Origin of the sequence: Rhodanobacter sp. FW104-R8 (assembly GCF_001617365.1) — a bacterium.
GTDB lineage: Bacteria > Pseudomonadota > Gammaproteobacteria > Xanthomonadales > Rhodanobacteraceae > Rhodanobacter.
Window position 1 is genome coordinate 14,552 of sequence record NZ_LVJR01000106.1, and the last position, 13,190, is coordinate 27,741.

Consider the following 13,190-nt stretch of genomic DNA (forward strand, 5'->3'; position numbering starts at 1 on the left):
GGATACCCTGCGCCGGCTTCCGGGCACGGGCCGGCCGGCGTCATGCGAGGGTTCGGCAGCGGCTCCGTCCGCACGTGGTCGACGCCGGGCGGCGTTGCCGCCTCATTCCCGCGTGGCCGGGTCGGCCGCTGCCCCGGTGCCGCCCGACGCCTGGTGCAGGTGGTGCTCGGCCGCGACGTGGCGCTCGTGCAGCGCGGCGTCGTCGCTGTCGGCGGGGACGTGGGCGGGCTGGTCCGCCATGGGTTCCCGGTCGCCGCCGGGGGTGATCTTCAGGATCGAGTGGCGCACTTCGCGCGAGAGGATCACCCGTGCGTCGCGCACCATGCCTTCCAGCGCGGCGTCGTAGTCGAGCCTGCCGTCGTCGTCGGTCCACACCACGTGGCGCTCGCGCAGCTTCTGGATGAAGCCGCGGAACAGCGCCTTGTCGAAGAACTCCGGCGCGGACAGCTCGTTGAGCAGGGACAGCCGCTGCGCGGTGAGCGTGCAGGCGTTCTCCAGCTCCGCGCCGGTCATCGTGTGCGGGCCGTTCTTGGCCAGCGCGGCAATGGTGATGTAGTAGCGCTCGAACGCCTGGATCAGGCTGCGCGCGATCACCTTGAGCTGGAAGGCGCCGTCGTCCTGGCCCGGGCTGCGCTCGAGCACGCGGCCGTCGCTGACCGATTCGAGCAGGCCGCGACGCACGAAGAAGTCGATGGTCGCCTGCATCTGCGCGGCGAAGCCCTCGGTATCCCACGGCAGGAACAGCTCGCCCTGGATGAACGGATAGATGATCCGGCCCAGCCGCAGGATCGAGGAACGCGACATGCGCCGATTGTTGAGGAAGCAGCAGGCGACCCACGCGGCGGTGGCGGTGAGGTGCAGCACGTTGTTGCGGAAGTAGCTGAGCAGCACCGCGCGCTCGCCGGTGGCGGTGAGCACGTCGCCGAGCGGGTGCTGCACGCGCTGGATCCAGCCCATCTGCTCGCCGTAGGCGATGATCGCGGCCGGGCCCATCGGGGTCAGCGTGACGCGATCGGAATACGGCAGCTCCTCCAGCATCGCCTTGCCCAGCTCGAGCTGGGTCAGCAGGTCGCTCTCGGCCATCGCGTGCTTCGGCGTGGCGAGCAGGGCCAGCGCCAGCAGGTTGATCGGGTTGACGTCGGCGGCGCGGTTGATGTTGATCTGGATCTGCTCGGCGAGGCGGTCGGTGACCGCGTTCAGCCACTCCGGTTTCGCCTCGGGGTCGGTGGTGGCGGCGCGCCAGTCGGCGCTGGCGGCGTCCAGCAGCGGGGTCAGCTCGATCGGCTCGCCGAAGTTCAGCGCCACGTGGCCGTAGCGCTGGCGCAGCACCTTGAGGCCCTTGAGCAGGCCGAGCAGGGATTCCTTCTCCTTCGGCTGGCCGCTCAGCTCGCCGATGTAGCTCTTGCCCTCCATCAGCTTCTCGTAGCCGATGTACACCGGTTGGAACAGCACCGGCCGGCGCGGCGCGCGCAGGAACGCGCGCACCGTCATCACCAGCATGCCGGCGCGCGGCGCCAGCAGGCGGCCGGTGCGCGAGCGGCCGCCCTCGATGAAGTACTCCATCGGCACGCCGCGGTCGATCAGCTGCGCCACGTATTCGTTGAACACCACCGAGTACAGCGCGTTGCCCTTGAAGCTGCGGCGCAGGAAGAACGCGCCGCCGCGGCGCAGCACCGGCCCGATCACCGGCAGGTTGAGGTTCACGCCCGCGGCGATGTGCGGCACCACCACGCCGGAGACGTGCAACTGGTAGCTCATCAGCAGGTAGTCGGCGTGGCTGCGGTGGCAGGGCACGTAGATCACCTCGTGGCCGGGCGCGGCGGCGCGGGCCTTGTCGAAGTGGTGCATGGCGATGCCGTCGTACAGCTTGTTCCAGAAGTTGGAGAGCAGGAACGAGGCCGAGCGCACCACCGGGTGCGAGTAGTCGGCGGCGATCTCCAGCACCAGCTTGTGCGCCTTGCGCCAGGCCTTGGCGTGGCTGATCTTTTCTTTGGCCGCGCTGGCGGCGATCGCGGCGCGCACCGGCTCGGCGTTCAGCACCGCATCGACCACCGTGCGCCGGTGCGACAGGTCCGGCCCGATCACCGCGGCGCGGATGCGGTGGAAATGCGCGCGCATCACCCGCGCGACCTTGCGCGCGAAACGTTCCGGGGCGATCGTGCCGGCCTCGTCCAGCATCTGGCGCAGCGACACCGGCGTGGAGAAGTGCACCACCGTGTCGCGCCCGTTCAGCAGCAGCGCCAGCATGCGGCGGAAGCGGCCCACCATCACCCAGTTTTCCGAGAACAGCACGCGGAACCAGCCGCTGTCGCGGCTGGGCGCACGGCCGACATAGATCGACACCGGCATGATCTGGATATCGTGCCCGGGCATGCCTTCCAGCGAACGCACCAGCTGCCGCAACGGCTCGTTGGGGTTGCGCCGGCGATTGCGGCCGAACAGCCAGCCGTCGCGCCGGGCCAGCGCGAATACCGAGCGCCGGCGGCGGGTGCCGGCCAGCGGCTGCATCGGGTTGGGCAGGCCGGCCTCGCGGCAGGCACGCTGCAGGATCAGCGCGTCGGAGAAGCCGTCCCGCTCGATCACGTAGCAGACCGGGACGCCGGCCTGCAGCAAGGTGGTGGGCTCGGCCGGGTCGCGGCGGATGCGCACCCACGGCTGCAGCAGCTGGCCGGCCAGGGTGAACCACCAGGGCGCGCGCTGGCGGGCAGGGGAGTCCGCGGTGCTGTTCGTTGGCATCGGTCTATTCTAATGGCCGCGATGTTCAGTCTTTCGTTACGCCGGCGGCCGCGCTGGCTGCGCGGGCGGGCGCGCCGGCGGCTTCCTGCAGCCGGCGCCGGTGCGACTGGCGCGCGCTGTTCAGCAGATCCTCGCTGTACCAGCGGCCGTTTTCCTGCACCAGGGTCGACTCGGTCGACAGCGGCTTGCCGAGCAGGGTGTAGTCGATCCGCACCACCGCGCGGCCGTTGCCGGCGGACACCGGGCTGAGCCGGATCGAGTCCAGCGTGCCGTCCACCGACAGCCCGTAGATCGCCAGCAACTGCTTGAGGCCGCCATAGGCGGTGGCGTACCTGGCCATCGAGGCGTCGAAGTCCATCGTGCGCAGTTGCTCGGGGCTTTTCAGGTCGAGCTTGCGCGTGGTGGTCACCGCCACCCGGATCGCCTGCTTCGCCCTGGCCTGGTCGAACCACGGCGTCTGCTGTGCCCACGGCAGCAGCACGTCCAGCGCGCCGTTGACCTGGTTCTTCCGCGCCGCGCTCAGGGTCGGGTTCTGCGCCAGGCCGTTCTTCACCAGCGCCTCGCCGATGCTGATCAGTACCGGCAGCTGGTCCTTGTACTGCTGCTCCATCGCGGCCAGTTTCGGCTGCAGTTCGGCGTACAGCTTGTTCTCCGCGTCCGGTTCGGTGAGCTTGCGCACCGTCTCGTCGAAGCGGGCGCGGTCCTCGGCGGTGGCCGGTTCCGGCACCTGCTGCTGGCGGCTCCAGTCGGCGCGCATGTCGGCGTAGTCGGCCGGCGGCAGCGCGTGTTTCCACAGCCCCTGGAAGTCGCCGGCCTTGAACAGGTCGATCGAGGTCCGCAGCGCCGCCTCCGGGGAGCCGCCGCCCGGCTGGGCGTCGTCGTCCCTGCCGTGGCACGCGCCCAGCAACAGCGCGGCGAGCAGCGGCAACAGGACGTGGCGCAGGGAGGGGAGTTGCATGGGCGGGTTCTCACGGTGTGGCGGCGGACGCGCCGCCCGGCCGAGGTGAGCGCGCAGGGTAAGGGCCGTGGCAGCCCCGAAACAAGGTCGCAGCGCAAATTTTTGCGAATTCCCAAAAGAAAACCCCGCGGGCGTTGGGCCTCACGGGGAAATCCGGCAGAGCCGGAGGGAAATGGCCATGCCTGCGAAGATTCTGGTCAGCAGGTGTTGGCAGACGAAATATTACCCGCTCGTTAAAGCTGAGGCAATACTTTTTATTTACATTGTAAATTATTGTTTTAAATGGTGAAAATCACTCGGTGCGCAGTGCATCGAGCTTTTGCTGGCGCCGCTGCCCGGGCGACAGGCTCCAGTCGCTGTTGAACAGTGCCGGTTCCCACGAACCGTAGGTAGGGTTGGGCAGCACGAACCAGCGGGTACCGATCCACGGCAGGTAGTCGGCGACCGCCTTGCGGCGACCGTCGGCGGTGTTGGCGAGGATGTCCACGAAATCGCCGATCTGGTCGCCGAACTGCATCAGCACGCGGTAGTGCCGCGCGACCAGCTGGCGGCGGCAGCCCTTCTCGCTGCCGGCCTGCTCGCAGTCTTCCACCACGGTGCCCAGGCCGAGGAAGGCCTGCGGGCCGCTGACCGGCAGCCCCGCCTTGCGCAGGTTGGCCAGGGTGGCCTGGTCCAGGTCCTTGGCCCGGTTGGAGATGTAGATCACCGCGATGCCGTGCTTTGCCGCGAACTGGGTGAATTCGACCGCGCCGGGCAACGCCTTGGCACGCTCTTCCCGGCACCAGGCCGCCCATTCGGCTTCGTTGTATTCGCTGCCGCTGCGCACGCCCCGTGCCGCGAACGGCGAGTTGTCCAGCACGGTCTCGTCGACGTCCAGGATCACCGCCGGCTTCAGGCCCGCGAGCGGCGTGGTGCGGTCGCCCTTGCCCAGGGCGTCCCAGTGCCTGTCGCGCAGCGCGGCCAGCAGTTGCGCCTGCGCATCGCGGAAGGTCTGCAGGTAGATCAGGTCGTGCTCGATCGCGGTCTGGCTCCACGCCACGGCGTTGAGGTTGTCGTTGGCGGCGACCGTCGCCGGTGCGGCCGGCGACGCGGCCGGCAGCACTGCCGCCGGTGGGCGCGGCGTGGTGGCGCAGCCGGCCAGCAGGGCGAGGGCGAGCAGGATGGCGGGCAAGCGGAGTGGCATGCGGTAATCCTTGGCGGGAAGCGGGGCGGAACGATGAATGAAGTTTACGACAGCGCCGTGGCAGGGCTGGCAGCGGTGGCGGGCTGCTGACAGACTGGCGGCCCCTTGCCTACGGTTCCGTTCCGCATGGATTCCCCCCTGCCCGCCTTGCGCAAGTCCTCGTCGGTGATCCGCTACGCCAGCTACCTGCTGGCGGCGGCCGTGTTGCTGCTGGTCGTCAGGATCCACCTGTTGCCGGCGCTACTGGCCGGCCTGCTGGTGTTCGAGCTGGTGCAGGCGATGGTCCCGCTGCTGGGCCGGCGCATCCCCGGCGACCGCGCGCGGGTGGTGGTGGTGGCGGTGCTGGGCGCGATCGTGGTGGGCCTGCTGCTGCTGCTGATCCTCGGCGCGATCAGCCTGTACCGGCACGAGATCGGCAACCCGCAGCTGCTCTGGCAGGAGCAGCTGATGCCGCTGGTGGAGAAGGCGCGCCAGCAACTGCCGCCGGCGCTGGTGGACAACCTGCCCGACAGCGTGGACGACCTGCGCGTGGGGGCGATCGAACTGGCCCGCAAGCACGCCGATACGCTGCAGCTGGCGGGCAAGGGCGCGGTGCGGGTGTTCGTGCACATCATCATCGGCCTGGTGCTGGGCGCGATCGTGGCGCTGAGCCGCACCCGCCCGGCGCACCAGATGGGCCCGCTGGCGGCGGCGCTGAGCCTGCGCTGCCAGCGGCTGGCCGACGCGTTCCACAATATCGTGTTCGCGCAGATCAAGATCTCGCTGATCAACACCGCATTCACCGCGGTCTTCCTGCTCGGACTGCTGCCGCTGATGGGCATCCACGTGCCGCTGGCCAAGACCCTGGTGGTGGTGACCTTCGTGGCCGGCCTGCTGCCGGTGATCGGCAACCTGATCTCCAACACGGCGATCACGGTGGCCGGCATGTCGGTGTCGCTGGGTGTGGGCGTCGCCGCGCTGGCGTTCCTGGTCCTGATCCACAAGCTCGAATACTTCCTCAACGCGCGTATCGTCGGCACTCAGATCCGCGCCCGCGCCTGGGAGCTGCTGGTCGCCATGCTGCTGATGGAAGCCGCGTTCGGCCTGCCCGGCGTGATCGCCGCGCCGATCTACTACGCGTACCTGAAGAGCGAGCTGGAGGCGGAGAAGCTGATCTGAGCCACGGGCGGCGGCTCAGTCCCGCCACGCGATGCCGGCCTCGCCGAGCAGTTGCCGCAGCGCGCGCAGCTGCGGCTCGTAGTGTTTCCAGCGGCCGACCGCGGTGCGGTAGACCGGCGCACGCACCTGCCAGGCGTTGGGCGTGTTGACCGGTGCGGCGTTGCTCTCGGGATGCAGGCAGGCGTCGTTCCAGGGCAGGCCGCAGAATGCCAGCAGCTGGCGCGCAGCCGCCTCGGGCGTTTCCACCAGCGATTCGTAGGGCAGCTCCAGGATGCGTCCGGGCAGCACCTTGCGCCAGTGCGCCATCAGGCGGTCGAACTGGAGGTAATACCGGCCGGTGTCGAGCAGGTCGTAGGAGTAGTCGTAGTAGGGCGATTCCCGGTCGAAGAAGTGGCGGAAGTTGCCGAGGCAGGTGTCCAGCGGGTCGCGGCGCAGGCAGACGATCTTCGCGTTCGGCAGCGCGCGGGCGATGAAGCCGGCATACAGGAAATTGTGCGGCAGCTTGTCGATGAAACGCGGCCGCTCCGCCGTGGCGGGCCGGGTGCTGGCGAGGTAGCTTGCGCCGAGCTGTCGCCAGTCGATGGCGCGCATGCGGGTGGCGAGGTCCGGGTCGAACAGCAGCGGCAGCCGGCCGCCCGCCACTTGCTGCAGTGTCGCCGGGAAGTTCTGCAGCTCGCCCGCGGCGTACACGTCCGGATGGCTGGAGAGGATGCGCTCCAGCAGCGTCGTGCCCGTGCGCGGCATGCCGATGACGAAGATCGGCTCGTGGGTGGGATCGCCTTCAGCCGCCCCGTCGTGCGTGGTGGGAAAGGTGCGCACCAGGGCATCGAACATCGCCTCGTCGTGCCCGGCCGAATAGGGACGCAGGCTGCGTACCGCCGCGTTGCCGCGCACGAGGTGTTCGAAGGCCTGCAGGTAGTCGGCGGTGTCGTCGTACTCCTTGGCCAGCGCCAGGTTGAGGTAGATCCGCGCGCCGATATCGTTGCCGTATTGCGCCAGCAGCGACCGCATCCGTTCGAGATGGTTGCCGGTCGGTGTCTGCCGCCGCAGCTGGGCCAGGGTCAGGTGCGCCTTCCAGTAGCCCGGTTCGAGCCGGATGCCGGCCTCCAGCTCGCGCTCGGCGCCGTCGCTATCGCCCAGGGCCGTCAGCGCGTGGGCGAGATGGAAGCGGGCAGCGGCCTGCCCGGGCATGAGCGCCACGGCGCGGCGGAACACCGCCGCCGCCTGCGCGAAGGCCTGGACCTGGGCGTAGACCACGCCCAGCGCCTCCAGCGTCATCGGGTCAGCGGGTGAGCAGCCCATGGCCTCGTCGGCCACCAGCCGCGCTTCCCGCATCCGCCGCACGAGCACCAGCGCCTTCGCGTACTGCGCGAGGAAGTCGGCGCGGCCGGGTTCCAGCCGGGTGGCGCCGCGCAGGTGATCGAGCGCCAGCGGCAGCTCCTGCATCTGCATGCAGGCCACGCCGGCCATGAAATGCACCACCGGGTCGTGCGGCAGGACTGGCAGGAGTTGCGCCGCACGCTGCCGCACCCGCGGCCAGTCGTTCTGGTTGAACGCGTCGATGAGCCTGGCATAGGCCCGGGTCGGGTCGGTCATGGGAACCCCCTGGCGCCGGAAGGCATGCGCAGCCGGCTGTCGTGGCGGGAACTGGAAAGCATTTGCCCCCGGGCCGTCAACTCAGCCGCCCGCCAGCATTGCCTTGATCCGCGCCATGTGCGACTCGGCGGTTTCGCGGGTCACTTCCTTGTCCGCCTCCGGGTCCTTGCCCTGCCAGTGCAGGTCGGCCTGCGGCAGCTCGTGCAGGAAGCGGCTGGGCTGGTTGCGGTGGACCTCGCCGTAGCGTTTCGTCTGCGCCGACCAGGACAGCGTAAGCAGCTCCTTGGCGCGGGTGATGCCGACGTACATCAGCCGGCGCTCCTCGTCGACGCGGCCTTCGTCCAGCGCGCCCTCGTGCGGCAGCGTGCCGTCCTCGCAGCCGACGATGAAGACGAAGCGGAATTCCAGCCCCTTGGCGGCGTGCAGGGTCATCATGCGCACCGCGTTGCCCGGCTCGTCGCGGTCGGCGTGGCTGAGCAGGGCCAGCTGCGAGGCGAGGTCGCCGGCGCTGTTGCCGCCGGACGTATTCGTATTTTTCTGCATCGCGCGGAACCAGTCGGCCAGCTCGCGCAGGTTGCCCAGCTTGCGCTCGCGCACGGTGGCGTCGGGCGTGCCAGTGGCGATCTGCGCGGCGTAGCCGGTGCGTTTCAGGATCAGCTCGACCAGGTCGGCGGCGCTCTCGTGCAGCGAGGCACTGCGCAGTTCGTCCAGCAGGTTCGCGAACGAGGCCAGCGCAGCGGCTGGGCGTGGAGTGAGCTGGCGCAGCACACCGTCGCTGCGGGTGGCGTCGAGCAGGGACGATTGGCGCGACTGGGCGATCTGGCCCAGCTTCTCCAGCGTGGTGGCGCCGATCTCGCGCTTCGGCACGTTGACCACCCGCAGGAACGCGGCGTCGTCGCTGGGGTTGGTCAGCAGGCGCAGGTAGCACAACAGGTCCTTCACCTCGGCACGATCGAGGAAGGAGAGCGCGCCGGTGAGGTGGTACGGAATCCGCGCCAGGCGCAGCGCCTTCTCCAGCGGCCGCGCCTGGAAGTTCCCGCGGTACAGGATCGCCATGTCGTCCCAGCGCGCCTTGTGCTTCTCGGCCAGCGTGGTGGCGATCGCGGCGACGCGCTCGGCCTCGTGCTCGGCTTCCTTGCATTCCAGCACGCGGATCGGCGCGCCTTCCGGATGCTCGCTCCACAGCTTCTTTTCGTGGCTGTGCGGGTTGTTGGCGATCAGCGCGTTGGCCGCGCGCAGGATGCGCCGGCCGCAGCGGTAGTTCTGCTCCAGCTTGATCACGCGCAGGTTCGGCCAGTCGCGGCCGAGCTGGTCGATGTTCTCCGGGTTGGCGCCGCGCCAGGCGTAGATCGACTGGTCGTCGTCGCCCACGCAGGTGATGTGGCCGCGTTCGCCGGCCAGCGCCTTGAGCAGGCGGTACTGCGCGTCGTTGGTGTCCTGGTACTCGTCCACCAGCAGGTAGCGCAGGCGCTCGCGCCAGGCGTCGCGGCATTCGACGTCGCTCTCCAGGATGCGCAGCGGCAGCCGGATCAGGTCGTCGAAATCCACCGCGTTGAACGCGGCCAGGCGCTGCTGGTAAAGCTCGTAGATCGTCGCCGCTTCGCGTTCGCGCGGGCTGCGCGCGGCGGCCAGCGCCTCTTCCGGCGAGAGGCCGCCGTTCTTCGCGCGGCTCAGGAGGTTGCGGATGCCGAACAGCGTGTCGGGCTTGGCACCGGTCGGCGCCAGCTCCTTCACGATGCCCGCGCTGTCGTCCGCGTCCAGCACCGAGAAGCCGCGGCGCAGGCCGGCGCGGGCGTGCTCGATCTGCAGGAACCTCAGCCCCAGCGCGTGGAAGGTGCTCACCGTGAGCGCGGCGGCGTCCTCGCTGCTGACGAGCTTGCCCACGCGCTCGCGCATCTCGCGCGCGGCCTTGTTGGTGAAGGTGATCGCGGCGATCTTCGATGGCGCCAGCTTGCGGCGCTGGATCAGGTAGGCGATCTTCTGGGTGATCACGCTGGTCTTGCCGGAACCGGCGCCCGCCAGCACCAGTAGCGGGCTGTCGCAATGTTCGACGGCGGCCAGTTGTTGTGGATTGAGCATGGACCGAGTGAGGCGTGAGGCGGCGGCCGATGGTAGCAGAGCGCTGCTGGCGCACCCGCCGGCTTCGGCCATAATCGGCCGCACGGCAGTCGGCGGGGAAGGGCATGGCGGAACCGGAAGTCGAGCAGTGCGACGTGGCGGTGATCGGCGGCGGCCCCGGCGGCAGCACCGCAGCCGCCCTGCTGGCGCGCCGCGGCCACAAGGTGATCGCGCTGGAGAAGGCGCACCACCCGCGCTTCCACATCGGCGAGTCGCTGCTGCCGATGAACCTGCCGGTGTTCGAACGGCTCGGCGTGCTGGACAAGGTGCGCGAGCTGGGCGTGTTCAAGGCCGGCGCCGATTTCGAGGCGGACAACGCACGCGGCTACAACGTCTACGCGTTCGCCCGCGCGATCGGGCCGAGCCCGCCGCATGCCTACCAGGTGTGGCGGCAGGATTTCGACAGGATGCTGTACGAGCACGCGCGCGAAGCCGGCGCCGAGGCGCGCGAAGGGCACGAAGTGCTGCGCGTGGAGCAGCGCGGCCCGCGCGAGAGCTGGCTGGACGTGCGCACCGACGACGGCCGCGACTACGCGATCCGCGCGCGCTACGTGGTGGACGCCAGCGGCCGCGATGCGCTGCTGGCGACGAAGAGGAAACTGCGGCGCAGGAACGCGCAGCACCAGAGCGCGGCGATCTTCGGCCATTTCCGCGGCGCCGATCGCCGCCCCGGCGAGGACGCCGGCAACGTCAGCATCTACCGCTTCGAGCACGGCTGGATGTGGATGATCCCGTTGCCCGACGGCGTGATGAGCGTGGGCGCGGTGTGCCAGCCGGAATACCTGAAGCAGCGCAGGGGCCGCACGGTGGAGTTCCTGCTCGACACGCTGAAGCTCAACCCGGCGCTGTGGCAGCGCGTCGGGCGGGCCGAGCTGATCGGCGGCGCGGTACATGTCACCGGCAACTACTCCTACGACTCGACCTGCATGGGCGGGCCGGGCTGGGTGCTGGTGGGCGACGCGTTCGCCTTCCTCGACCCGGTGTTCTCCTCCGGCGTGTACCTGGCGATGAGCGGGGCGGAGCAGGCCGCCGCGGTGGTCGACCAGGCCCTGCGCGAGCCGCAGCGCGAGGCGGCCCTGCTGCGCAAGCTGGAAAGGCGGCTGCGCGCCGGCCTGGCGCGCTTCGCGTTCTTCGTCTACCGCTTCAACGGGCCGGTGATGCGGCAGATGCTGCGCTCGCCGCGCAACACCTGGCAGCTGGAGCAGGCCGTTATCTCGATGCTCGCCGGCGACCTGTTCGACACGCCGAAGGTGCTGTGGCGATTGCAGCTGTTCAAGCTGGTCTACGCGATCATCGCCCTGCGCGACTGGCGCCGCGGACGCGCCGAGCGCCGCCACCGGCTGGCCCAGGCAAGAACGCCGTTCACCGGCGGCAACACGCCGCTGGACAAGGCCTGATTGCGCTCCCTCCCCTGCGTGCAGGGGAGGGTCGGGGTGGGGTGCTCCTGGATCTTCAGGCAAGCCATCGTCCACCGCCTGTCGCGCTACCATGCACGGTCACGATCCCGGCGCACCGACATGGCCAAGCTCTACTTCTATTACTCGGCGATGAACGCCGGCAAGACCACCACGCTGCTGCAGAGCGCGTACAACTACCACGAGCGCGGCATGCGCACGCTGATCCTCACCCCGGCGCTGGACGACCGTTTCGGCGACGGCGTGGTGGCCTCGCGGATCGGCCTGAAGGCGAACGCGCGACGCTTCGCCGGCGACGAGGACCTGTTCGCGCTGGTCGAGGCCGACATTGCGGCGAACGGCCCGCTGCATTGCGTGTTCGTCGACGAGGCGCAGTTCCTCACCAAGGCGCAGGTGTGGCAGGCCAGCGACGTGGTCGACCGGCTGGGCATCCCGGTGCTGGCCTACGGCCTGCGCACCGATTTTCGCGGCGAGCTGTTCGAGGGCAGCCGCTACCTGCTGGCCTGGGCCGACGAGCTGGAGGAGATCAAGACGATCTGCCACACCGGGCGCAAGGCCACCATGGTGGTGCGCGTGGACGAGCACGGCCGCGTGGTCACCGACGGGCCGCAGGTTGAGATCGGCGGCAACGAACGCTATGTCTCGGTGAGCCGCGCCGAGTTCAAGAAGATCAGCGAAGGCAACGGCCGCATCGAGCTGCAGCAGGCCGTGCTGCCGCTGGGCGAGCGCGAATGAACCGATCCATCAAGGAATCCGCATGAGCGAAGCCACTCCCCCCGCCGGCTGGCCGCGGCCGTACTGGCAGCCCGGCGAAGAAGAGGCCGTGCTGCAGTTCTATGTGTTCGGCAAGTTCGAGCCGGAGCTGCTTATCCCGTCGCCGCGCTACGGCAGCCCGGGCCTGCCCGCGGGCGTCGGGATCCAGCGTTTCCAGAACGCCGTGCTGCGCCAGTGGGACGGCTATCCGCTGAACGGTGCGCTGGGCGGCCTCATCAAGGAAGACACGCCGGAAGCGTACGAGCAGGCGCGCATCGCGCCCGAGGTGCTGGTGGTGCGCGGCGTGCTGAAGGACGGCGCCAGCCTCGACTACCTGCGCGACACGCTCGGCGTGCTGGCCGGCATGCTCGACGTGGGCGGCACCGCCATCCTCGACCCGCAGATCCTCACCCTGTTCGACGCCGCGCACTGGCGCCGCCACTACCTGGTCAAGGACGGCGCGCCGCCGCGCCACCACGTGCTGATCCTGCGCAGCGACGAGGGCGGCGACCGCTCCTGGGTGCACACCCGCGGCATGCGCAAGTTCGGTCGCCCCGACCTCAGCCTGCGCAACGTGCCCGATCGCGACGTCGACCGCGCCGGCGTGCTGTGCGAACGGCTGGTCGAACTGCTGTCGCTGGGCGCGCACTTCAGTGCCGGCCAGCCGCTCGAGGTCGACGGCCTACCCGACGACCTGGTGGCGCAACCGGGCGGTAGCCTCGACGACCCCGAGTTCAACAACACCCATGTGGAGTTCCGCTGGTCGGAGTGATGGTGGTTGTTTTGCGCCGGCGGGTTGCGCTTGCGCTTGTGGGTATTCAAAGCGGTTTCGTACCGCTTCGCAGCGCGAGCTACTTCTCTTTTGCGTGCCCAAAAGAGAAGTAGCCAAGAGAAAAGGACACCTTGATGGCGCGCCCTTCGGGCACCTGCGCATGTCTACGTCGTCGTATACCGCTGCTCTCTACAACTTCCCGGGGCAAGGCTGATGTGATTGGCCACTGATGCTCAAAAGGAAACGGAGGCGCCCCAGAGGAGCGCTCCCGGGTGCTGCGCTTAGCCCGGAGGGCTGCGCCAATGCGAGCAAACGTATTCCAGCTGACCCTTGCGGACCCGGGTATACGCGCACACATGCACCGTCTTGGCAGTGGACATATGTCCTCCAGCAAGCCGGGTTTGTGAGGGCGATATCGAAATTACCGGGTCCAGGGGGTATACTCCCTACGCTGTATGGGCCTCGGTAACCGGTAGAGGGACGCCCTCAACCACCTTGCCG

Annotated in this window: 9 protein-coding genes; 4 read left to right on the forward strand and 5 right to left on the reverse strand. The window is 69.2% G+C overall.

Annotated elements, in window-relative coordinates; all coding sequences use genetic code 11:
- Positions 1 to 102 precede the first annotated feature (102 nt).
- The 3 genes from plsB to RHOFW104R8_RS13765 form a co-directional block, all read right to left on the reverse strand.
- The gene (gene plsB / locus RHOFW104R8_RS13755; RefSeq protein WP_068092821.1) at positions 103 to 2,736 is read right to left on the reverse strand and encodes a glycerol-3-phosphate 1-O-acyltransferase PlsB; all 2,634 of its coding nucleotides are present in this window, start codon (positions 2,734 to 2,736) and stop codon (positions 103 to 105) included.
- Positions 2,737 to 2,761: 25 nt separating this feature from the next.
- On the reverse strand, positions 2,762 to 3,694 hold the full coding sequence (locus RHOFW104R8_RS13760) for a hypothetical protein (RefSeq protein WP_068092828.1): 933 nt from the start codon (positions 3,692 to 3,694) through the stop codon (positions 2,762 to 2,764).
- 292 nt (positions 3,695 to 3,986) lie between these two features.
- Entirely contained in the window at positions 3,987 to 4,877 is an 891-nt protein-coding gene (locus RHOFW104R8_RS13765) for a 5'-nucleotidase, lipoprotein e(P4) family (protein WP_068092829.1), read from the reverse strand.
- 126 nt (positions 4,878 to 5,003) lie between these two features.
- On the opposite strand from RHOFW104R8_RS13765, the gene RHOFW104R8_RS13770 reads away from it, so the two are divergent.
- Positions 5,004 to 6,035, forward strand: coding sequence for an AI-2E family transporter (locus RHOFW104R8_RS13770; RefSeq protein ID WP_068092831.1), 1,032 nt, complete (start codon positions 5,004 to 5,006; stop codon positions 6,033 to 6,035).
- 15 nt (positions 6,036 to 6,050) lie between these two features.
- On the opposite strand, the gene RHOFW104R8_RS13775 is transcribed toward RHOFW104R8_RS13770, so the two are convergent.
- Together RHOFW104R8_RS13775 and RHOFW104R8_RS13780 are read right to left on the reverse strand one after the other, a co-directional pair.
- Positions 6,051 to 7,631, reverse strand: coding sequence for a sulfotransferase (locus RHOFW104R8_RS13775; protein ID WP_068092833.1), 1,581 nt, complete (start codon positions 7,629 to 7,631; stop codon positions 6,051 to 6,053).
- An 81-nt stretch (positions 7,632 to 7,712) separates the two neighbouring features.
- On the reverse strand, positions 7,713 to 9,710 hold the full coding sequence (locus tag RHOFW104R8_RS13780; RefSeq protein WP_068092839.1) for a UvrD-helicase domain-containing protein: 1,998 nt from the start codon (positions 9,708 to 9,710) through the stop codon (positions 7,713 to 7,715).
- Positions 9,711 to 9,814: 104 nt separating this feature from the next.
- On the opposite strand from RHOFW104R8_RS13780, the gene RHOFW104R8_RS13785 reads away from it, so the two are divergent.
- The 3 genes from RHOFW104R8_RS13785 to RHOFW104R8_RS13795 all read left to right on the forward strand — a co-directional run bounded on the left by RHOFW104R8_RS13785 (position 9,815) and on the right by RHOFW104R8_RS13795 (position 12,689).
- The gene (locus RHOFW104R8_RS13785; protein WP_068092842.1) at positions 9,815 to 11,146 is read left to right on the forward strand and encodes an NAD(P)/FAD-dependent oxidoreductase; all 1,332 of its coding nucleotides are present in this window, start codon (positions 9,815 to 9,817) and stop codon (positions 11,144 to 11,146) included.
- A gap of 120 nt (positions 11,147 to 11,266) precedes the next feature.
- A complete protein-coding gene (locus tag RHOFW104R8_RS13790; RefSeq protein ID WP_068092844.1) occupies positions 11,267 to 11,899 on the forward strand; it encodes a thymidine kinase in 633 nt (210 codons plus the stop codon).
- Between the two features lie 22 nt (positions 11,900 to 11,921).
- On the forward strand, positions 11,922 to 12,689 hold the full coding sequence (locus RHOFW104R8_RS13795; protein WP_068092845.1) for a hypothetical protein: 768 nt from the start codon (positions 11,922 to 11,924) through the stop codon (positions 12,687 to 12,689).
- The last annotated feature ends 501 nt before the right edge of the window (positions 12,690 to 13,190 follow it).